The following is a 21,385-nucleotide window of genomic DNA, read 5'->3' on the forward strand; positions in this document are numbered from 1 at the left end:
CCTCGGAGCCGACGATGAGGACGCCGGGCTCCTCGAGCACCGGGCGCACCGCTCTGAGGGTCGCGAACAGACGGTCGCGGAAGGCCACCGCCCGAGTATAGGGAGGGCCGCTGCCGAAGTCCAAGATCAGGGTATCGCCCCAGTTGCCGTGTCCCTCGGCAGACCCGGAGCTACGCGCCCGCAGCCGGCGAGGCCGCCTGCCTCAGCGCCTCCTCCGCCTTCTCGAGGCAGAAGGGCATGTCCATCTCGCGGAACATCGTCGTCGCGCTGCCGAGGTGCTCCCGGGCCTGTTCGCGCCTGCCCGTTCGCCCGTAGAGCGTGCCAAGTCCGAGGTGGCAGTGCGCGATGAGCGGGCGCATGCCGCGGGGCTCCGCGAGGGCCAGCGCCTGGTGGTAGTGGGCCTGGCCGCTCTCGGCATCGAACCGGTCGGGATGAGTTGCGATCTCGGCCGCGAGGTGTAGCGCATACGGCGCGTATCCGGGCGGCGAAGATTCGACACTGAGGCGGGCCCGCCTATCGCGGCGGAGTGGCGAGGGGGAAGCCCGAGAGGCAACGGCCTCCGGGTTACGCCGGGAGCCGTTGTAATCGAGGGGTAAGGAGCCGGCGGTCAGGGCTCCGGCCCCGGCCTATTGCTGGTAGCCGTAGAGGCGCCAGACGCCGTTCTCGCGGCGCGCCACCTCGAGCTCGCGCTCCCACCAGAAGAGCGACATCCACTGCCCGATGAGGGGGAGCCGCCCCGTCACTTCGCCGGTCGAGTAGACCCAGGCCTGCTCGCCGACCATGCGCACCTCGTCGATGCGGATCCGGGCGCGCAGGACCTCGTACACCTGGAACATCGTGAGGAGCTGCCCCCGGATGGCGGTCTTGGTGAGGGGACCGGTGCGGTACTGATCCGACACCAGGGCGAGCACCCCCGGGGCGTCCTTGGCCTCGAAGCGCTGGATGGCCTGGCCGAGGGCGGCCTGGAGCTCCTGGACCACCCGCGCGGGGGCGGGCACCCCGGGGAGACTCGGACGGCCAGGGACGGGCGGCGAAGGCGCGGGACTCGGGGTGGGGGCGGGGGTCGGGGGAGCGGGAACCGGCGCCGGGACAGGAGGTGGCGGCGGGGGTGGCGGAACCTGGGCGTGCGCGGGGAGCGTTCCGGCGGTCACCGCCGCGAGCAGCAGCAAGAGCCGCCGCGCGAGAGGCCCGCCCGCCCTCACTGCCTCCGACCGTTGAGCGCTTCTTCGAGGCGGCGCCCCAGGACCTGGCGGGGACGCCAGCTCGGGCGCCAGGCCAGGACGCGGCGCGGGAGCCCGCGGAAGTCGTCGAAGAGCGAGTACACGACGGGCGTGATGATGAGCGTCACGATGAGGCAGAGAGCCTGCCCTCCGACCACCGCCACCGCCAGGGCCGCGCGCGAGGCGGAGCCGTCGCCGCGCCCCAGGGCGACCGGCAGCATGCCGGCGATGATGGCCAGGGTCGTCATGAGGATCGGCCGCAGTCGCGCCCGGTCGGCCTCCATCTGGGCCTCGAAGCGGGGCAGCCCGCGCGCGCGCAGCACGTTCGTGTAGTCGACCTGCAGGATCGCGTTCTTCTTCACCACGCCCATCAGCAGGAACATCCCCATGATGGCGTAGATGTTCAGGGTGTTGCCGGTCAGGACCAGGGCCAGCAGGCCGAAGGGCAGGGCCAGGAACATGGAGCTCATGATCGTGATCGGATGGACGAAGCTCTCGAATTGCGCGCCCAGGACCATGTAGATGAAGGTGAGGGCGAGGACGAAGGCGACCAGGAAGTTCCAGAACGCTTCCTGCATGAGCTTGGCCTGGCCGAGGGGGATGACCTGGTAGCCGGACGGCATGTCGAGCTCCCGGACGATCGCCAGCGCCTGCTGCATGGCCTCGCCGAGCGGCTTCTGGTAGAGGTTCGAGGACACCGTCATCTGCCGTTCCTGGGCGTACCGGTCGATCTGTCCCGGGCTCATGCCGGGCGTGAGGCGCGCCAGGTTCGCGAGGCGCACGAGCTGGCCGCCGGCGGCCGGCACCGTCAGGTCGGGGAGCCGGTGGCCGTCACGGCGGAACGGCTCGCCGAGACGCAGCCGGACGTCGTACTGCTCGCCCGCCTCGCGGTAGAAGCCGACCTTCTCGCCAGCCACCAGGACGCGGATGCTGGCGGCGACGTCGGCCATGCGGACGCCGAGATCCGCCGCCCGCTGCCGGTCGACCTCGAGCTGGATCTCGGGGCTCCGCTGCGCCTGTCCCGTGTCCACGTCGACGAAGCCCGGGATGGCCGAGAGACGCTGGACCAAGGTGTCGGCGTAGCTCGTGAGGCGGTCGAGATCCGATCCGCGCAGGATGAGGTTGAACGGCGTCTGCCGGAATCCGCCGCCGGAGACCAGGCTGACCTGCTGGACGCTGGCGCGGAGATCGGGGAACGCGCGGAGGCGGCGGCGAGCTTCCTGCATGATGTCGAACTGGCTGCGCCTCCGCTGGGCGAGCGGACGGAGCCCGACGTAGATCGACACGTCGGTCACGTTGGACACGAAGCCCCCGCGGGCGCCGATGGTCGTGAAGACCCGCTCCACCTCGGGGATCGCGCGGAGCTCCCCCTCGAGACGCTGCGTGATCATGTCCGACTGCCCGAGCGAGGAGCCCGGCGGCGTCTCCACGATGACCTCGAATTCCGACATGTCGTCGGCCACGATGAAGTCGAGCTTGAGGCTACGGGAGAGATAGAGCGTCCCGGCGACCAGGAGCAGCGTGGCCACCACGGTGAGGAGCCGGTTCCGGAGACCCACGCGGAGAATCGCCTCGTAGCCCGCCTCCAGGCGGCGGTAGAGTCCCGACTGGCCGTGCCCCGCCGCGTGTCCCGTCCCGGCAGCCTCCCCGCGCCCCCTGAGGACGCGCGCCGCCAGCATCGGGACCAGCGTGAAGGCGACCAGGAGGGACACCAGGATGGCGAAGCTGACGGTGAGCCCGAAGCTCCGCCAGAACCGGCCGACCAGCCCCCCCATGAAGGCCACCGGAAAGAAGATGGCGGTGAGCGAGAGGGTCGTCGCCAGGACGGCGAGGGCGATTTCCCGGGCGCCGGTGACGGCCGCCTCCCGCGGCGAGCGCTGCTCCTCGTCGATGTGCCGGAAGATGTTCTCCAGCACGATGATGGCGTCGTCGATGACGATGCCGGTGGAGACCGACAGGCCGAGCATGGTGATGTTGTTCAGCGTGAAGCCGGCCATCCGCATGACGAAGAACGTCGCGATGATCGAGGTCGGGATGGACACCGCCGCGATCAGCGCCGGCCGCCAGTTCCGCCAGCCGAGGAAGAGCCAGACGATGAGGCTGGCGAAGAGGGCGCCCAGCATGAGGTGATGCTGGACCTCGCCGAGGGCGCGCTTGATGAAGCGGGACTGATCGCGCACGGCTTCGACGGAGATGTCGCCGGGCAGCGTCGCCCGGAGCTCGGCGAGCTTGGCCTTCACGCGGTCGACCACGGCGACGGTGTTGGTCCCCGACTGCTTGCGGACCAGCAGGGAGACGGCGTTGCGGCCGTCCAGCCGGGACAGCGACCGCGGCTCCTCCTCGGCGTCGAGCACCTGGCCGATGTCACGGATGCGGACCGGCCCCCGGGGGGTCTCGGCCACGACGAGCCCCTCGAAGTCGGCGACGCGCTCGATGCGGCCGAGGGTGCGCAGCCCCTCCTCCCGCTGCGGGCCGGTCAGGCGGCCCCCGGGGATCTCCACGTTCTGCTGCAGGAGGGCGGTGCGCACCTGCTGGACCGAGAGCCCGTAGGCGGTGAGCCGGTTGGGGTCGACGTCGATCTGGATCTCGCGCTTCCGGTCGCCGACCAGCGTGATGGCGCCGATGTCCTTCACCGCCTCCAGGCCCCGCTTGATGCGCTTGTCGGCGATCTCGGTGATCTCGCGCGCCGAGCGGCGGCCCGAGACGACCAGCGCCATGACGGGAGCGGCGTCGACGTCGAACTTCTCGATGACGGGCGATTCGGTGCCGGGGGGGAGCTGGGAGACGATGGCGGCGACCTTCTCGCGCACGTCGTTGGCGGCCTCGTCGATGTTCCGCTCCAGGATGAACGAGACGAAGACCTGGGACCGGCCCTCGAGCGTCGTGGAGCGGAGCTCGTCGATGCCGTTGATGGTGTTGACGGCGGCCTCGATGCGCTTGGTGATCTGGCTCTCGATCTCCTCGGGGCCGGCGCCCGGCAGCTGGGTGGTGATGGTGACGGTGGGGATGTCCACCTTGGGGAACAGATCGAGGCCGAGCTCCCGATAGGAGGCGAGCCCGAGCACCACCAGCGAGACGACCAGCATGGTGGCGAAGACGGGGCGCCGGACGCAGAGGTCGACGAGCGACACGGCGCTACCTGGTCGCCGCCGGAGGCGGCGAGGCCGGCCGGGGGGTCGGCGGCGCCACCGCGACCGGCGCGCCGTCGTAGAGCTGGGCGAGCGATGATGTGGCGACCGTCTCGCCGGGCTTGACGCCCTCGAGGATCTCGACCCGACCCGCCTCGCGGAGGCCGGCCTTGACCTGCCGCTCCTGGGCCTTCCCGTTGGCGACGACGAAAACCTTGGTGAGGCCGACGGCGTAGACCACCGCCTCGGCCGGGACGAAGGGCACCCGCGCCTCCTGTCGGGTCAGGACGCCGCCGCGGGCGAAGAAGCCCGGCCGCAGGAAGCCCGGCCCGTTGGGGACCCGCGCCTCGAGGGCCAGGGTGCGCGTCTGGACCTCCACGGCCGGCGAGATCCGCGTCACCCGGCCGGAGAACGTGCGGTCGGGGTAGGCCTCGACCTGGAGGCGGACGTCCTGGCCGATCCGGACCTCGGGGGCGAACCGCTCGGGAATCGTCCCCGTGTACTTGAGGGGATCGGTCGCCACCAGCGTGAAGATGGCGGTACTGTCCTTGACGAATTCTCCCACCGACGCGTGGCGGCGCGCGACGAACCCGCCCATCGGGGCGACGACCGTCGTGTCGCCGACCCGCTTCCGGCCGAGCTCGAGGGCCGCCTCCCGCTGCCGGACCTGCGCCTCCGCCGCCTTGACCGCTCCCAGGTCGGCCTGGAGCTGGGCCTCGGCGACCTGGACCTGGTCGGTGTGCTGATTGAGGGCCGTCTCGGCCGACTGGAGCTGGGCCTGGGCCATGGCGTACTGGGCCTGGGCCTGGTCGACGTCGCGGGCGGCGATGAGCTGCTTGGCGGCGAGCTCACGGTTGCGGTCGAGCTCGAGCCGCTTCCACTGGGCGTCGGCTCGGGCGCGATCGACGTCGGCCACCAGGGCCCGGCGACTCTCCCGGGTGCGCTGGAGGTTGGCGCGGGAGGCCTCCGCGGTGGCCCGGGCCCGGGCGAGATTTTCGCGGCCTGCCAGGAGGTCGGCCTGGAGCTGGTCGAGGCCGAGGTCAGCCTCGCGGCGGTCCAGCTCGGCCAGGAGCTGCCCGGCCGAAACCCGATCGCCGAGGTCCGCGTAGAGCCGCAGGAGCGTCCCCGTCGCCTGGGACTTGGCGACGACCTCCTCCCACGCCAGGAGGCTCCCGACCGTCTCCACGCTCCGCTGGACGGCGCGGCCCTCGGCCACGGCCGTCGTGATGCGGATAACCGGCCGCTCGGCTCCGCCCCCGGTCGGCTCGCGGCGCTCGGACGTCGCCTGGCTCGACTGTCCGCAGGCGCCGAGGGCCAGCAGGACGAGCAGCAGAGGCGTGAGGAACCGCGTCCCCATGCCTCAGGCCTCCAGCGTGGCGGCGGAGACGAGCGCGTCGAGCCCGGCGATCACCTTGCGGCGCTCGTCCGCCGACAGGCGGCCGAGAAGGGCCGACACCCCTTGCAGCTGGAATCCCTCCAGCTCGCGGGCGAGCGCGTCCCCCTCGCGGGTCAGACGGAGGCGTGTGGCGCGACGGTCCTGGGGGTCCTCCTGCCGGACGAGGAACCGCTTCTCGGCGAGGCGATCGACCACCTGGCTCATCGCCGGCAGCGTCACGCCGTAGGCTCGGGCGACCGTGCTCACGAAGGGACCGGGGTGGCGGTGGATGTGGAGGAGCACCTGGGCCTGGGCGTAGGTGAGCTCCAGCTCCAGCGCGCGCTTCCAGAGGATCGGGCGGAAGGCGGACGAGGCCATCGCGTGGAGGAGCTCGAGCAGTCGTCGCGCGTCGTCGTGGAGCGAGGGGGCGGTCAGGGGCCGGCTCATGGCGAACAGCGTCAATAGTTAACCCTCTTAACCATTCTGTCAAGGCAGGCGGGAACCGGTAGTAAAATGAGCCCGCGAGCCGCCCCCACGGGCGGCCACCAGGAGGGCTTTCCCAGAGAGGATTGACCGATGTCGCCACGCACGCCGATGACGCGCGAGGGCTTTGCCCGCCTCCAGCAGGAGCTCGACCAGCTGAGGCGCGAGGCGCGCCCGCAGATCATCAAGGCCATCGCCGAAGCCCGGGCGCACGGGGACCTGTCCGAAAATGCCGAGTACCACGCCGCCAAGGAGCGCCAGGGGTTCATCGAGGGGCGGATCCGAGAGCTGGAGGTCAAGGTCGGCGGCGCCGAGGTCATCGAGCCGCCGCGGAGCGGGGACCGGATCACGTTCGGCTCGACGGTGCGGCTCCGCGGGCCGGACGGGAAGGAGGTCCAATACCAGATCGTGGGCTCGGACGAGGCCGACCCGGCCACTGGCCGGATCTCGATCCTCTCGCCGCTCGCCCGGACCCTGATCGGCAAGGAAATCGGCGGCGAGGTCAAGGTCCAGGCCCCCGGCGGGGCCAAGACCTACGAGGTGCTGGCCGCCAACTTTCCCTGGGAGTCTTGACCGCCCCCGGGTCGCGCCCCTGTCGGGTCGGCGGTCAGAGACTGTCTCCGCCGGCGACATCCCCGGTGTTTCGGGTTCGAAACACCGGGCCGTAGGCTATCGAAAACACGGGCGGCGGGCCAACTGGCCCGACTCGTGCTCGCCTCCTCCCCCATGAGGTGGCGTTCTCCCGGCCGCTCCGGGCGCGCGAGGGATGGGGCACACGCGTGTCGAGGCGGCTGGATCGTGGTGGCGACCTTCCTCCTCAGCGGGTGCGCCTTCGTCGCGGGGGTGCCGGACGAGAGCGCCTCGCGCGGGGACCCCGGGACGCCGCCCGCCGCACCGCCCCCGGCCGCCTCCGTCGTGTCTCCTCGGGCCCGCCCGCGCGTGGACCTTGCTTCGTATTACGCGAAGTGGCACCACGGTCGCCCCACCGCGAGCGGGGAGGCCTTCGACATGGACGCCCTCACGGCCGCCCACCGGTCGCTGCCGCTCGGCGCCTGCCTCGAGGTGGTGCACCTCGGCAACGGCCGCCGGGTGTTCGTTCGCGTGAATGACCGCGGCCCCTACGTCCCCGGGCGCGCGATCGACGTCTCGTATCGCGCGGCGCAGGAGCTCGGGATGCTGGACGACGGGGTGGCGCGGGTGCGGATCAAGGAGACGAGATCCGGGGCGTGTGAAGGCCCCCTGGGGGAAGAGCCGAGTTAGGTGTGTGTCCGAGTAATCCGGCGCCGACCACCGAGCGCGTGGTGCATCGAGGAGTGCTCCGAGCGGCGGCTTCGCCGCCGCCACGAAGGGGGGGCATCGGGGGGTCTTCCGAGACCCCCCGAAATGACTTAGGTCCGAAGCGCGTCGCGGAGCTCGCGCGCGAGCGTCTCCACCGTGCCCCGGGTGCCGCCCGCGAGCTTCTGCCGCCATTCCCCTTCGGTCTCGAAACGGCGGTCGCCGAGCCGCTCGGTCCACGGGCGCAGGGCCTCCCGGATGCCCCGGAGGTCATAGGGATCCCCCTTGAGCTCGCGGGTGCGCACCATCACGTCGGGGGCCACCCGGACGAAGGCCCGCAGAGCGGTCCCGGTCTTGATCGAGTACTTCCGCCCCGCCCAGGCGTGCGGGAACGTCTGCGCGATGGCCTTGATGTAGTTCAGGAAGAAACGTCGGCCCGAGTCCCGGAGCTCCTTGGCCCGGCCGCGCCCGCCCATCTTCTCGACCGTCTCGATCAGGTCGACGATCTCCTCGGCCAGGGGGGCCTGGGCGACTCGGCCGCGGCCGATCCCGAGCATCTTGATCTCGCCCTGGAGCGGTGAGGTGTCATCTTCGTTGAGCGTCCGGATGATGTCGTGGGCCAGCGCCTGGTTCTCGTCGGGGTAGAGCTTGCGCCCGGCCAGGCTCACCAGGTGGGAGGGGTTGAGGCGCGTGTGCTTGGCGTTGATCGTGACGAAGAGCTCCACGATCTGCTGGGCATCGAGGGTGTCGAAGAGCACCGCCGGCACGTCCAGGCCCGTCAGGTCGCCTTCGGTGGCGAGGGCGTGCAGCGCGAGCAGCCGATGCTGGCCGTCGAGCACGCGCAGCACGCCGGGCTCCTCGGGGATCTCGAGCACGCCGAGGTTGCCGTGGTGGGCGACCGGCCGGAAGGTCAGCCGCTTGTCCGAGGTGATGATGACGGCGCCGGCGATCGACGGGAGCTTGCCGGCCTCCCGGCAGTCGCGGAAGTAGGCGACCAGCTCTTCGATCTTCCGTCGGATGACGGGGCGCTGGTAGGCCTCCGAGCTTTCCCCGATCCGGCTCTCCAGCACGTCCCAGTTCACCCGGGTCCGCGCCGCCCGCTTCGCCTTCGTGGGCTCGGGGATCCCCCCATAGCCCAGCACCTCGAATTTCACCAGCCGATCGATCTCCCGGGCCGGGAATGACGCCTGATAGAACTCGACCCCGTACTGCTTGATTCGGTGGGCGCCGACGCTGATCATGGCCTCGCGCTCACAATAGCCGAGGCCCGCCGAGGTGTCAACGGGCGGACGGGCAGGGCCTCGCGGGCGCCGCCGAAAGGGGGCACGATGGCGCGAGTCCGGATCACGTACTGGCAGGAAATCCCGGTCCTGGTCACAGCCCGCGATGCTGCGGACGAGGTCACCATCCCGCTGAGCTCGCGCTTCCAGGATCTCGTCGATGCGGTGGCGATGCTCCTCGGGCTCTCGGACGCGGAGGACTATCTGGCCCGGTGGCAGCCAGGCCCCGAGGAGGAACGCCCCGGGGGCGCCGACGCCGCGGCCCGTGCGGTGGCCGGCGAGCTCGAGGAGCAGTTCGCGGAGATCCGCGCGCGGAGCTTTCAGCCCGGCAGCGTGACGGAGTAGCCCGGGAGCTCAAGCGCGCGTCGCTTCGAGCCGCCCTTCGAGCGGCGGCTGCGCCGCCGCAACCGAGGGGGGGCCTCGGGGGGGTCTTCCGAGACCCCCCCGAAGAACTAGAACTTGAACTCGATGAGCGCGTTGGCCTCGTGCCCGCCGAACCCGCTGCCCCGCGGCGCGTCGAACCCGTAGCCGTACCCCAGAATCAGCGTGATCCAGTCTCTCAGCGCGATCGTGAGGTCGGCCCCGACGCCGCGGAGCCCGTGCCGCGGCAGCTCGTGGCGGTCCAGGTACTCGACGCGCGCGTAATCCGCGTTGAGCCGGAGCCGGTAGCGCTCGGTGCCCGGCCAGAAGGGGAAGTGGTACGAGAAGTTCATGAGCCAGAAGCGCTTGGCGAAGACTTCGTCGAGATAGTAGCCGTGGAGGAGGAGCGGGAACTCGCTTCGGAACGGCAGAGCGCTCCCCAGCCGGAAGCTCGAGAGCGCGTCGGTGTCAGGGGCCGTGCCCACGGTCGCAAAGAGCCGCGCGGTGTGATTCCCGAAGAGCGAGACGATGCCGCCCGCCCGGGCCCAGGTCTTCTGCGTGAGATGCTTCGGTTCCCGGAGCGCGCCGGGAAGGCCGTAGGGCTCGGTGGATTCCCGGAAGCTCGGCTCGTACCAGAGAGACAGCTCGACCGCCACGTCGGGAAGGAGCTCGGGAGGCACGCCCCCCAGCCGGAGGCCCACTCGCGCCGACTGGATCAGCGTGTCCGCCGGGAGGCGGAACTCACGGGCGGTGTCCGGGCCCCGCTGATAGACGTTGTACTGGGGTCGCAGCCGGAGCTGCCCTTCGATCGGAAGCACGTCGGCGATCTTGAAGCGCCGGTAGTAGCTGGCGATGACCTCGGCGCCGTGGCCCCAGAACGACTCCTCCCCCAGGTGGCGGCCATCGCGGAACTCGTCGAAGTTGTACGCGAAGAGCCCGCCCCCGCCCCCGATGCCCAGGGCGTGTCCAGGCGCCGGCCAGCCGTCCCGCACCAGCTCCGCGTTGAGGTACACGGGCGCCACGACCACGCGGAGGTACAGGTCCTCCTCCTCCAGGAAGTGGGGCCGGTTCCAGAGGAAGAAGATGTAGCCGGAGATCGGACCGTTCCCGCGGAGCGGCCCCTCGACGCCGAGCTCGAGGTTGGCGCGCCGCTCGGTGTCGATCTGGGCCTCGCCGACGCCCCGCCCGCCGACCACCGCCACGGCGAGCAGGAGAAGGCTCGTGGAGACCGGCCCGAGGCATGGGCGGCCGGGCATCAGGCGCCGGTCGTCGGAGGAGCGTGTGTCGACGGAGCTCGAGCTAGAATCGGCGTCGGCCCCGGAGCGCCTTCTTCCGCAAGCGGAGCGCCTGAGGGGTCACCTCGACCAGTTCGTCGGCGCGAATCCACTCGAGGCACTGCTCGAGGCTCATCACCCGCGGAGGGGTGAGCCGGATCGCCTCGTCCGCCGTCGAGGCGCGCATGTTCGTGAGCTTCTTCTCCTTGGTGACGTTGACGTCGAGGTCGTTGTCGCGGGCGTGCTCGCCCACGACCTGGCCCTCGTAGACGGGGTCGCCCGGGCGAATGAAGAACTCGCCGCGGGGCTGGAGGTGGTCGATCGCATAGCCGGTGGCGCGGCCGTCCCGGTCGCCGACCAGGGCGCCGTTGGCCCGGCGGGGCACCTCCCCTTGCCAGGGTGCCCAGCCGTCGAAGAGATGGTTGAGGAGGCCGGTGCCCCGCGTGTCGGTGAGAAACTCCCCGCGATACCCGATGAGCCCGCGGGCCGGGAGGCGGTACTCGAGCCGCACGCGCCCCGTGCCGTGGTTGACCATCTTGACCATCTGGCCCTTCCGGGCACCCACCTTCTGGGTCACGATGCCGATGAACTCCTCGGGGCAATCGATGACCAGATGCTCCATCGGCTCAAGGCGCTCGCCGTCGACCTCCCGCGTGATGACCTCGGGCTGCCCGGCTTCCAGCTCGTATCCCTCGCGCCGCATCATCTCGATGAGGATGGCGAGCTGGAGCTCGCCTCGGCCGGAGACGCGCAGGGTGTCGGGAGAGTCGGTCTCTTCGACCCGGATCGCGACGTTGCCCCGTGCCTCCTTGAAGAGGCGCTCCCGCAGGTGGCGCGAGGTCACGTACTTCCCCTCGCGCCCGGCGAAGGGCGAGACGTTGGCCGAGAAGAGCATGGCGACCGTCGGCTCGTCGACCCGGATCGGCGGGAGCGCCACCGGGCGCTCGGGATCGGCCAGGGTCTCCCCGATGTCCATCGCCTCGATTCCGGCGACCAGGACCAGCTCCCCGGGCCCGGCCTCGGCCACCTCGACGCGGCGGAGGCCTTCGTAGGTGTAGACGCCGGTGACCTTGGCCGGCTCCGCGGCTCCGGAGCGACGCAGGACGACCACCCGATCGTGGGGCCGGAGCGTGCCGTTCACGATGCGACCGATGACGAGCCGCCCGACGTAGTCATCCCAGTCGAGGCTGGCCGCCCGCAGCTGGAGTCCCATGTCGGGATCGAAGGTCGGCGGGGGAATCGTCGCCAGGAGCGTCTCGAAGAGCGGCCCGAGGCTCTGGCCGGGCTCGTCGAGGCGGCGCGTCGCCGTGCCCCGCCGGGCGTCGGTGTAGAGGACCGGGAACTCGAGCTGGGTGAGGTCGGCGTCCAGGTCGATGAACAGGTCGTAGACCTCGTCCAGGACCTCCGCCGGGCGGGCGTCGGCCCGGTCGATCTTGTTGAGCACGACGATCGGCGGCAGCCCCGCCTCCAGGGCCTTCTTCAAGACGAAGCGCGTCTGGGGGAGGGGCCCCTCGGCGGCGTCCACCAGGAGGAGCACGCCGTCCACCAGGGTCAGAGTCCGTTCGACCTCCCCGCCGAAGTCGGCGTGCCCCGGGGTGTCCACCACGTTGAGCTTCACGCCGCGGTAGGTGATCGCGGTCTGCTTGGCCATGATCGTGATCCCCTTCTCGCGCTCGAGGTCGATCGAGTCCAGCACGCGCTCGGGGACCGACTCGTTGGCCCGGAAGATGCCGCCCTGCCACAGCATGGCGTCGACCAGGGTCGTCTTGCCGTGATCGACGTGGGCGATGATCGCCAGGTTGCGGATGTCGAGGCGCTGGGTCACGGCTTCGAGTGTAGCAGATGATAGAATGGGCGCCACCACAAAGGAGGATCCGAATGCATGCGTGGCGGTGGGTCGTGCTGTTGGCGTTCGCGGCGGCGCTCCCGGCTGAATGGGCGGGCGCGCAAGGGAAGCCCATGCATCCGACCGCGGTGATCGCGATGGAGAAGGGCGGGGAAATCCGGATCGAGCTCTTTCCCGAGGACGCCCCCAAGACGGTCGAGAGCTTCGTCACCCTGACCAAGAAGGGCTTCTACAACGGGCTGGCGTTCCACCGGGTCGTGCCCGGGTTCGTCGCCCAGGGCGGGGATCCCAAGGGCGACGGGACGGGCGGTCCCGGGTACACGCTCAAGGCCGAGTTCAACAAGCGGAAGCACGTGCGCGGCACGGTCGCCATGGCCCGGAGCCAGCACCCCGACTCGGCGGGGAGCCAGTTCTACATCTGCTTCGCACCGGCGCCCCACCTCGACAACAACTACACGGTCTTCGGCCAGGTGGTGAAGGGGATGGAGGTCGTCGACAAGATCCAGGTCGGCGACAAGATGAAGACCGTCCGCATCGAAGAGCCGGCCAAGCAGTGACGGTCGACTGACTCCCGGCACCTGCGTTCAGGAGCCATCGCTCCCGTCCTGAGAAGCGGTGTGCCCGGCATGACCGGCCGGGAAGGCCGGCCGCTCCCCGGCCTCCTGCCGCCGGCGCCTGCATCCTGATTGAGCATTGAGCATTCTTATGCTAATTTAGTGCAGAATCTTGAGCCTATGACCCATCGACTGCTCACGGTCCAGGAGGCGGCGCGCCACCTCCGGCTGAACCCCCGATCGGTGTATCTCCTTGCCCAGCGCGGCGGGATTCCGGCGACGCGCGTCACCGGCAAGTGGCTCTTTCCCGAGCACCTCCTCGACGAGTGGCTCGAATCGAGCGCGCGCCAGGGAGCGCCGCGGACTCCGCCGGGGGCGCGGCCGAGCCCGCCCGCGGGAAGCCTGTTCGTGGCGGGGAGCGACGACCCCGCCCTCGAGCTGCTCCTCGACGCCCTGCCGGGACAGTCCGGCAGCCCGCTGCTCTTCACGGCGACCGTGGGGAGCACGCGGGGGCTCCAGGCGGTCGGTGAGGGCCGGGCCGATCTCGCCTGGTCGCACCTCGTCGACCCGGACTCGGGGGAATACAACCTTCCCCACGTCCCCCGCTACCTCGCCGGCCGGCCGGTGGTCCTCGTGAACCTCTTCCACCGGGATCTGGGGCTCGTCGTCTGGACGGGGAACCCGCGGAAGCTCACCGGCATGGCGGACCTCGGGCGGCGCGGCCTCAAGTTCGTGAACCGCCAGCCGGGGTCGGGCACGCGGCACTTCATCGACGCGGGGCTCGGTCGGGAGGGCGTGGCCCCGGCCAAGCTGGCGGGCTACCGCGACGAGGTCACGACCCACTGGGGCGTCGGGCTCCGCGTCCTGCGGGGCGAGGCCGATGTCGGTGTCGCCACGCGCTCGGTCGCGCACGCGCTGAGTCTCGGCTTCGTCCCCCTCACGCGCGAGCGCTTCGACATGGTCATCCCCAAGGACACGTTCTTCCGGCCCGCCGTGCAGACGCTCCTCGAGGCCGTCCGCTCGGAGCGCTTCCGCCGCCGGCTCGAGGCCCTCGGCGGCTACGAGGCGAGCGAGGCGGGGCGGGTCCTCGCGGAGGTGCCGTGAGGCGATCCGTCCCGGGAGCGTTGGGTGTCGGGCTGGTCGCGGGCCTCATGGTGGGCGCCGCCGCCAGCGCGTCGTCGGAGGTCGTGATCCTCTCGACGACGACCAGCACGCAGGACTCCGGACTCCTGGACGTCCTGGTCCCGCTGTTCGAGCGGAAGACCGGGTACCCGGTGAAGACGATCGCGGTGGGCACCGGGCAAGCTCTGGTGCTGGCGGCCCGGGGCGAGGCCGACGTCACCCTCGTCCATGCCCCTGCGCTCGAGCGGAAGTACCTCGGGGAGGGCAAGGTCGTGAACCGGCGCCTGGTCATGCTGAACGACTTCGTGATCGTCGGCCCTCCCGAGGATCCGGCTCGCCTCCGCCAGAGCACGAGCGCGGTGGACGGCGTCCGGCGTATCGCGGCCACGCGGGCCCCCTTCGTCTCCCGCGGGGACCAGTCCGGCACCCATCAGCTCGAGCTCGGGCTCTGGCGGGAGGCCGGGCTCGTCCCGGGCGGTGCCTGGTACGTCGAGTCGGGACAAGGCATGGGGGCGACCCTCGTCCTCGCCAACGACCGGCGGGCCTACACGCTCACCGACCGAGCCACCTGGCTCGCCTTCCAGCGTCGGGTGAGCCTCCCGGTCCTCCTGGAGGGCGACCTCCGGCTGCGGAACCTCTATTCGGTGCTGGAGGCGAACCCCGCCAACGGGCCGCGCGTGAACGCGGCCGGCGGCCGGGCGTTCGCCGATTTCCTGGTATCCCCCGAGGCGCAGGCGCTGATCCGCGTGTTCGGCGTGGAGCGGTACGGCCGGCCCCTGTTCGTCCCGCTCGCCGGGAAGACGGAGGCGGAGGTGGGCGGGTGAGGCGGCGATGGAGCTGATCCGGGACGGATTCTCCCGGGCCGTCTGGCTCGTCCTGAGCGGCGACCCCGAGGTGCTCGGGGTCACCTGGCTCTCGCTCCGGATCTCGGGGACGGCGACGCTCCTCTCCCTCGTCGTCGGCCTGCCCGTCGGGACGGCGCTGGCCCTCGCCCGCTTCCCCGGCCGCGCCCTGCTGATCTCCCTGATCAACACCGGCATGGGGCTCCCGCCGGTGGTGGTGGGGCTGTTCCTCTCGATGCTGCTCTGGCGAAGCGGTCCCCTCGGCGTCCTCGAGCTCCTCTACACGCCGACGGCGATCGTCCTGGCCCAGTTCGTCATCGCCGCTCCCGTGGTGACCGGGCTCACCCTGGCCGCCGTGCAGCAGATTCCCGCCGGGTTCCGGCTCCAGATGCTCGCGCTCGGCGCCTCGCGCGCGCAGCTCCTGTGGGTGCTGATCCGCGAGGCCCGCTTGCCGATGCTCGCCGCGCTGATGGCGGGATTCGGGGCCGTCATCTCGGAGGTCGGCGCCTCGATGATGGTGGGCGGGAACATTCGGAGGCAGACGCGCGTGCTGACGACGGCGACCGTGCTGGAGACCGGCAAGGGCAACTTCGACGTCGCCATCGCGCTGTCGGTCATCCTGCTCGGGCTGACGTTCCTCGTGAACTGGGCCTTGACCTACATCCAGCAGCGGAGGCGCGCATGAGGGCCCGGGCCGATGCGCGTCGCCCCGCGGCGTCCTCGGTCGTCGGCGGGCGTCAACGTATGCGGTATACGCCTCGGCCCGCCTCCTCCCTGCGTCCTAGCGGTGCTCGCGCCTCGGCCCGGGCCGATCGCCGGGCGCCGGACTGCCGCTTCGCGAAGGCGCTCGGGGCTCGGCCCGGGCCCCCGGCCGGTCACGGTCGCCCTGCGTGTCCGCGGAGGCGCGCATGAGGCGGCGCACGGCCCTGGCGCTGCTGGCGGGCCTCGTCGTCGCCGCCGGCGCGCACGGGCAGTCACCGAAGCTCACCGTGTTCGCCGCGGCCGATCTCGCGTTCGCGTTCCGCGAGCTCGTGCCCCGGTTCGAGAAGGCGCTGGGTGTGACCGTGACGCTGGTGCTCGGCTCGACCGGGAATCTCGCCGCCCAGATCGAGCACGGGGCACCGGCCGACGTCTTTTTCGCGGCGGACGAGCAATTCGTAGACCGCCTGGTGCGACAGGGCGTGCTCATCGCCGAGACCCGGGCACTCTACGGCCAGGGCCGGCTCGTCCTGGCCACGGCCAAGCGCGCGGGCCCGAAGCTCGGCGACCTCAGGGGACTCCGGGAGCCGCGGGTGCGCCACGTCGCGATCGCGAACCCCGAGCACGCGCCCTACGGCCGCCGGGCCGAGGAGGTCCTGCGGCGGCTGGGGCTCTGGGACGCGCTCAGGCCAAAGCTGGTCTACGGCGAGAACATCCGCCAGACCCTCCAGTTCGTCCAGAGCGGAGCGGCCGAAGCGGGGATCGTCGCGCTGGCGGTCGCGAATGTCCCCGAGGTCGAGTGGGTGCCGATCGACCCGAGCCTTCACGCCCCGCTCGACCAGGCGGTCGCGGTGGTCCGGCGTAGCGCGCGCCCCGAGCTCGGGGTGGCCTTCGTCCAGTTCGTGAACGGACCGGAGGGCCGGGACGTCATGAAGCGGTACGGCTTCCTCCTGTCCGGGGAGTTCTGAGAGGCCGTGAGCCAATGACCTTCACGCGCGAGCGCCTGAGTCATGCGGTGGGGGGGTCTGGGGGCGGAGCGACGCCGCTCCCCCCCGGGCTCAATTGAGCCTCCATGGACCTCTTTCCGATCTGGCTCTCCCTCGGGGTCGCGACGCTGGCGACGCTGCTGACGCTGACGCTCGGGGTGCCGCTCGCCTGGCTGCTCGCCCGCACGCGCTTCCGCGGTCGGGAAGTACTGGAAGGGTTGGTCGTGCTGCCACTGGTTCTGCCGCCCACGGTGCTGGGCTACTATCTCCTGGTCCTGATCGGGACGCGGGGCCCGGTCGGCCGCCTCCTCGGCAGCGTCGGTATCGATCTGGCCTTCACCTGGCGGGCCGCGGTCCTGGCCGCCGGCGTGGGCTCGATCGCCCTGCTCGTCAAGTCGGCGCAGGCCGGCTTCGAGACCGTGGATCGCCGGCTCGAGGACGCCGCCCGGACCCTGGGCCGGTCGGAGTGGAGCATCTTCTGGTCGGTCACGCTCCCGCTGGCCGCCCGGTCGATCCTGGCCGGCACCATCCTGGCGTTCTGCCGGGCCCTGGGTGACTTCGGGATCACGCTCATGGTCGCCGGCAGCATCCCGGGCCGCACCCAGACGCTCCCGCTCGCGATCTACGACCGCGTCCAGGCCTTCCGCATGGACGAGGCGAACCTGCTCTCGGCCGTCGCGGTCGGGATCATGCTGCTCCTGCTGCTCGGCGTCGGCCGGCTGGCCCGACTGCGCTATTGACGGCGCCCGTGATCTCGCTGGCCCTGACCAAGCGGCTGCCGGACTTCACCCTCGACGTGGGGTGGGAGGCGGAGGAGTCCGTCGTCGCGCTCTTCGGGCCGTCCGGCGCCGGGAAGACGCTGACCCTCCATTGCCTGGCCGGCCTGGCCCGACCCGACCGCGGCCGCATCGCGGTCGGCGGGCGGCTCTACTTCGACAGCGAGCGGGGCGTCGACCTCCCGCCCCGCGCCCGGCGGCTGGGCTATGTCTTCCAGGGATACGCGCTGTTCCCGCACCTCACGGTGGCCGAGAACGTCGCCTTCGGGCTTCGCGACCGGCCGCGCGAGGCGCGGCGCCGGCGCAGCGCGGACGTGCTCGATCGGCTCGGGCTGGCCGAGGTCGCCGGCCACTATCCGCGGGAGCTCTCGGGGGGCCAGCAGCAGCGAGTCGCCCTCGGGCGCGCGCTCGCGCCCGATCCGGAGGTGCTCCTGCTCGACGAACCGCTCTCCGCCCTCGACGCGCCGCTCCGGCGACAGCTCCGGGAGGAACTCGGCCGGCTGATCCGTGAATGGGGGAAGACGGTCGTGCTGGTGACCCACGACCTGGCCGAGGCCTACCAGCTCGGCGAACGCCTCGTCGTCTACGAGGCGGGCCGCGTCGTGCAGGCGGCTCCCAAGGGCGAGCTCCTCTTGCGGCCGGCCTCGGAGACGGTGGCCCGGCTCATCGGGATGCGGAACATCGTGCGGGGCCACGTCATCAAGGCGAACGCCGACCGGATCGAGATCACCTGGCGCGGTCACACGGTGGAGGCGGTGAACTCGCCGGGGCGCCCGTATCTGGTGCCGCCGGGAACCCCGGTGGCCTTCTTCGTCCGGCCCGAGTACATCCGACTGATCCGCAAGGACCGGGCGGGCCCGGATCCCGCCCACCGGATGAACCTCCTCCGGGGCACCGTCGTCGCCGAGGTCGACCAGGGAACGGCGTGGACCCTCCTCTTCCGCCTGGACGCGCCGGGCGAGCCGAGCCAGGCCGGCTACGACCTCGAGATCGAGATCCCGAAGCTCGTCTACGAGATCCTGGACGTCGCCCATGACCGCCGCTGGGAGGTATCGATGCACCGGGGCGCGCTTCAGGTCCTGCCCGCGGGATGATCTCGACCGCGGCCGACGCCGGCCTCGCGGTCCTGGCGTTGCGCGACGTCCGGGTCGGGTACGGCGATCGGACGGTCCTCGAGGTGCCCGCCCTGGACGTTCCCGAGGGCGAGGTGCTGGCCGTCATCGGACCGAACGGGGCCGGCAAGTCGACCCTGCTCCGGATGCTGGCGCTCCTCGAGCCGCCGGCGCGCGGCACCGTGGCGTTCCGTGGCGCGCCCGTGCGCACGGCCGCCGAGCGGCTGGCGTGTCGCCGGCGCATGACGTCGGTCTTCCGGGACCCCCTCCTCTGCGACACCACCGTGGCCGCGAACGCGCGCCTGCCCCTCGCCTTCCGTGGGGTCGGTCGGGTGGAGGCCGTCCGGCGCGTCCAGCCCTGGCTCGAGCGACTCGGCATCGCCCACCTCGCGGACCGGGCGGCTCGCACGCTGTCGGGCGGTGAGGCCCAGCGCACGAGCCTGGCCCGGGCCTTCGCCGCCGAACCCGAGGTCCTGTTCCTGGACGAGCCGTTCGCGGCCCTCGACCCGCCGACGCGCGACACGCTCCTCGACGACCTCGCGCGGCTCCTCGCCGAGTCACGGACGACGGCCCTCTTCGTGACCCACGACCGGGCCGAGGCGCTGCGGCTCGGCGACCGCGTCGCCGTCCTGATGAATGGCCGGCTCGCCCAGGTGGGGCGCCCGGAGGACGTGTTCGGTGCGCCGGCCGACGAGGCGGTGGCCCGGCTGGTCGGCGTGGAGAATCTCCTGCCGGGGCGTGTCGTGGCGACGCGGGACGGGCTCGTCGAGGTGGCGGTCGCGCGCCACACGATCGCCGTCGCCGGGCAGGCGCGAGCCGGAGAGCAGGCGCTGGTGGGAGTGCGCCCCGAGGACATCGTTCTCGAGCGCGGTGGACCCCGCGCGCCCACCAGCGCCCGGAACCGCCTCCCGGCGACCGTGGCCGCGGTCACGTCGCTCGGCCCCCTCTACCGCGTCACCCTCGACTGCGGGCTGCGGCTCACTGCGGTCGTCACGCGGCCGTCGGTCGAGGCCCTCGGGCTCGCTCCCGGGGTCGCCGTCACGGCGAGCTTCAAGGCGACCGCCGCCCACCTGATCCGGTCAGAGCGTCCCAACTGAGAGTTCCACGCCGGCCACCGCATTTTATTGACATCGCCTCCGCATCCTCCTAGAATCCCCGCCAATCCGCGCGGGATCGGGAGGGCGACCAGGCTCCGGGAGCGGCCCCCGCCCCGTTGACCGACACCGGGTCATCGCGACGATTGATGCGGGCCGGGAGACTCCACGCGTTCGGGCTCGTGCTGATGGGTGCCGTCTCGGCGGCGGCGCTCGAGCCGCCGAGGCCGATCGTCGCCGCCGAGCTCCTCGCCAGGGCCGCCGGGGAGGGCTCCGTCCGGGTGATCGTCGAGTTGCGGGTCGCGGCCATGCCGGCCGATGCGCGCCAGCGGGCGATCGAGATGGCGCAGCAGGCGGTCCTCGGGGAGATCTCCCACACCCCGCACCGCGTCCTCCGCGTGTACCAGACCGTCCCCCTGCTGGCGCTCGACGTGTCGGCGGACGCCCTCCGAGTCCTGGCGTCCTCGGCGCACGTGGCAGCGGTCCAGGAGGATACCCTCGCGGCCCCGCAATGACGGCCACCGGGCGGGGCGATCCGCTCCCCCGTGGGGTCGCCGATGAAGCGCGCGATGATCCCGCGTAGCTCGGTGGTCGCGCTCGCCGCGGCGGTGATCCTGGCGGTCGCGAGCGGCGTCGCGAGCGCGACGCCCGCCGAGGTCGTGTCTCAGGAGCTCGTCCAGAAAGCCTGGGCGCAGGGCACGGTCCCCGTCATCGTGCATCTCGACGTCGCGGTCGTCCCCGAGGGCGTCCTGGCGGACGACGCGGCCGTCACCGTCCAGCGGTCCGCCATCGCCTCGACCCGGAATTTCATCCTCTCGGCGTTGACGGGTCTGTGGCACCGGGTGCGGCACGAGTACGAAACGGTCCCCCTTCTGGCGCTCGAGGTCGGCCCGGATGCCCTGAGCCTGCTGCAGGCCCTGCGGGGTCCGGTGGCGCGCGTCGAGGAGGATACGCTCGCTCACGCGACTCTGGCCGAGAGCGGGCCGCTGGTCGAGGACGATCAGGCCTGGGCCGCCGGGTTCGACGGAACCGGCACGGTCGTGGCGGTGCTCGACACGGGCGTGGACAGGAGTCACTCCTTCCTGTCCGGCAAGGTGGTCGAGGAGGCGTGCTACTCGGCGAGCAGTCACTGCCCCGACGGATCGACGTCCCAGACCGGGAGCGGCGCAGGGGTCCCGTGTACTTACGCGACGCGAAGCTGCCGGCACGGGACCCACGTCGCCGGAATCGCGGCCGGCGCCGGGTCGAACTTCTCCGGCGTCGGCCGGGGCGCCCGGATCATGGCGATCCAGGTGTTCTCGCGGTTTACCGGCGGGGCCTGCGCCGGCGCCGGGGAGGACCCGTGCGCCATGAGCTTCACCTCCGATCAGATCGCCGGGCTCGAGCGGGTGTTCACGCTGCGTGGCACGTATCGGGTTGCCGCCGTGAACATGAGCCTCGGGGGCGGCCAGTTCTCCTCGACCTGTGACAGCGATGCCCGAAAGGCCGCCATCGACAACCTGCGATCGGTCGGGGTCGCCACGGTCATCGCATCCGGAAACAACAGCTTCACGGGGTCGGTCTCGGCTCCCGCCTGCGTCTCGACGGCGGTGAGCGTCGGGTCGACGGACGACGGCTCGCTGGGCACGCTCGCGGACACGGTCTCCAGCTTCTCGAACAGCGCGTCCTTCCTGTCGCTGCTCGCTCCCGGTCGGTGGACCACCTCCTCGGTCCCGGGCGGTGGCTTCGCGAACTTCGCCGGCACGTCGATGGCCACGGCCCACGTCTCCGGGGCCTGGGCGGTCCTGAAGCAGGCCAAGCCCGGCGCCTCGGTGAGCGACATCCTGAGCGCGCTCCAGAGCACGGGACTGGCGGTGCGGGATCCGAGAAACGGGCTCACCAAGCCCCGGATCCGGGTCTTCCACGCGCTCGGGAGCGGGCCGGCCGGCCCCCCCAACGACAACGTCGCCAACGCGACCG

General features: G+C 71.6%; 21 protein-coding genes. 13 read left to right on the plus strand and 8 right to left on the minus strand.

What is annotated here, in order from left to right:
- Positions 1–170 precede the first annotated feature (170 nt).
- From VGW35_24495 to VGW35_24515, 5 genes are all read right to left on the minus strand, one after another.
- Entirely contained in the window at positions 171–359 is a 189-nt protein-coding gene (locus VGW35_24495) for a hypothetical protein (protein HEV8310832.1), read from the minus strand.
- A gap of 267 nt (positions 360–626) precedes the next feature.
- Positions 627–998 carry a hypothetical protein gene (locus VGW35_24500; GenBank protein HEV8310833.1) on the minus strand — a complete coding sequence of 124 codons (372 nt, stop codon included), beginning with the start codon at positions 996–998 and terminating at the stop codon, positions 627–629.
- Positions 999–1,198: 200 nt separating this feature from the next.
- On the minus strand, positions 1,199–4,351 hold the full coding sequence (locus VGW35_24505) for an efflux RND transporter permease subunit (GenBank protein ID HEV8310834.1): 3,153 nt from the start codon (positions 4,349–4,351) through the stop codon (positions 1,199–1,201).
- A 4-nt stretch (positions 4,352–4,355) separates the two neighbouring features.
- Positions 4,356–5,705, minus strand: a complete 1,350-nt coding sequence (locus VGW35_24510) for an efflux RND transporter periplasmic adaptor subunit (GenBank protein ID HEV8310835.1) — start codon at positions 5,703–5,705, stop codon at positions 4,356–4,358.
- Positions 5,706–5,708: 3 nt separating this feature from the next.
- On the minus strand, positions 5,709–6,170 hold the full coding sequence (locus VGW35_24515; protein HEV8310836.1) for a MarR family transcriptional regulator: 462 nt from the start codon (positions 6,168–6,170) through the stop codon (positions 5,709–5,711).
- Positions 6,171–6,299: 129 nt separating this feature from the next.
- On the opposite strand from VGW35_24515, the gene greA reads away from it, so the two are divergent.
- The gene (gene greA / locus VGW35_24520) at positions 6,300–6,779 is read left to right on the plus strand and encodes a transcription elongation factor GreA (protein ID HEV8310837.1); all 480 of its coding nucleotides are present in this window, start codon (positions 6,300–6,302) and stop codon (positions 6,777–6,779) included.
- A gap of 225 nt (positions 6,780–7,004) precedes the next feature.
- Entirely contained in the window at positions 7,005–7,466 is a 462-nt protein-coding gene (locus tag VGW35_24525; protein ID HEV8310838.1) for a septal ring lytic transglycosylase RlpA family protein, read from the plus strand.
- A gap of 128 nt (positions 7,467–7,594) precedes the next feature.
- Here the strand turns inward: VGW35_24525 and VGW35_24530 are convergent, their stop codons facing one another.
- Entirely contained in the window at positions 7,595–8,722 is a 1,128-nt protein-coding gene (locus VGW35_24530; GenBank protein HEV8310839.1) for a DGQHR domain-containing protein, read from the minus strand.
- 87 nt (positions 8,723–8,809) lie between these two features.
- Between VGW35_24530 and VGW35_24535 the strand changes: the two genes are divergently transcribed.
- A complete protein-coding gene (locus VGW35_24535) occupies positions 8,810–9,106 on the plus strand; it encodes a virulence factor (GenBank protein ID HEV8310840.1) in 297 nt (98 codons plus the stop codon).
- Between the two features lie 107 nt (positions 9,107–9,213).
- Here VGW35_24535 and VGW35_24540 read toward each other — a convergent pair whose 3' ends face one another.
- Both VGW35_24540 and typA read right to left on the minus strand, forming a co-directional pair.
- On the minus strand, positions 9,214–10,377 hold the full coding sequence (locus VGW35_24540; protein HEV8310841.1) for a hypothetical protein: 1,164 nt from the start codon (positions 10,375–10,377) through the stop codon (positions 9,214–9,216).
- A 43-nt stretch (positions 10,378–10,420) separates the two neighbouring features.
- Positions 10,421–12,220 carry a translational GTPase TypA gene (typA, locus tag VGW35_24545; GenBank protein HEV8310842.1) on the minus strand — a complete coding sequence of 600 codons (1,800 nt, stop codon included), beginning with the start codon at positions 12,218–12,220 and terminating at the stop codon, positions 10,421–10,423.
- A 53-nt stretch (positions 12,221–12,273) separates the two neighbouring features.
- Between typA and VGW35_24550 the strand changes: the two genes are divergently transcribed.
- From VGW35_24550 to VGW35_24595, 10 genes are all read left to right on the plus strand, one after another.
- Positions 12,274–12,798 (plus strand): peptidylprolyl isomerase, encoded by a 525-nt coding sequence (locus tag VGW35_24550; GenBank protein ID HEV8310843.1) that lies wholly within the window; start codon positions 12,274–12,276, stop codon positions 12,796–12,798.
- A gap of 177 nt (positions 12,799–12,975) precedes the next feature.
- On the plus strand, positions 12,976–13,899 hold the full coding sequence (locus VGW35_24555) for a helix-turn-helix transcriptional regulator (GenBank protein ID HEV8310844.1): 924 nt from the start codon (positions 12,976–12,978) through the stop codon (positions 13,897–13,899).
- The gene (locus tag VGW35_24560; protein ID HEV8310845.1) at positions 13,896–14,741 is read left to right on the plus strand and encodes a substrate-binding domain-containing protein; all 846 of its coding nucleotides are present in this window, start codon (positions 13,896–13,898) and stop codon (positions 14,739–14,741) included. Before VGW35_24555 ends, VGW35_24560 begins: the two co-directional genes overlap by 4 nt.
- A 7-nt stretch (positions 14,742–14,748) precedes the next feature.
- Positions 14,749–15,444 (plus strand): ABC transporter permease, encoded by a 696-nt coding sequence (locus tag VGW35_24565; GenBank protein HEV8310846.1) that lies wholly within the window; start codon positions 14,749–14,751, stop codon positions 15,442–15,444.
- A 223-nt stretch (positions 15,445–15,667) separates the two neighbouring features.
- A complete protein-coding gene (modA, locus tag VGW35_24570) occupies positions 15,668–16,426 on the plus strand; it encodes a molybdate ABC transporter substrate-binding protein (protein ID HEV8310847.1) in 759 nt (252 codons plus the stop codon).
- Between the two features lie 104 nt (positions 16,427–16,530).
- Positions 16,531–17,184 carry a molybdate ABC transporter permease subunit gene (modB, locus tag VGW35_24575; protein ID HEV8310848.1) on the plus strand — a complete coding sequence of 218 codons (654 nt, stop codon included), beginning with the start codon at positions 16,531–16,533 and terminating at the stop codon, positions 17,182–17,184.
- Positions 17,185–17,192: 8 nt separating this feature from the next.
- Positions 17,193–18,314 (plus strand): ABC transporter ATP-binding protein, encoded by a 1,122-nt coding sequence (locus VGW35_24580; protein ID HEV8310849.1) that lies wholly within the window; start codon positions 17,193–17,195, stop codon positions 18,312–18,314.
- On the plus strand, positions 18,311–19,429 hold the full coding sequence (locus VGW35_24585) for an ABC transporter ATP-binding protein (protein HEV8310850.1): 1,119 nt from the start codon (positions 18,311–18,313) through the stop codon (positions 19,427–19,429). Before VGW35_24580 ends, VGW35_24585 begins: the two co-directional genes overlap by 4 nt.
- A 146-nt stretch (positions 19,430–19,575) precedes the next feature.
- On the plus strand, positions 19,576–19,941 hold the full coding sequence (locus VGW35_24590) for a hypothetical protein (protein ID HEV8310851.1): 366 nt from the start codon (positions 19,576–19,578) through the stop codon (positions 19,939–19,941).
- A gap of 54 nt (positions 19,942–19,995) precedes the next feature.
- Positions 19,996–21,385 (plus strand): S8 family serine peptidase (locus VGW35_24595; GenBank protein ID HEV8310852.1); only part of this gene is annotated, 1,390 nt, incomplete at its 3' end.

The sequence above is a fragment of the Candidatus Methylomirabilota bacterium genome (genome assembly GCA_036005065.1).
Classification (GTDB): domain Bacteria; phylum Methylomirabilota; class Methylomirabilia; order Rokubacteriales; family DASRDR01; genus DASYQW01.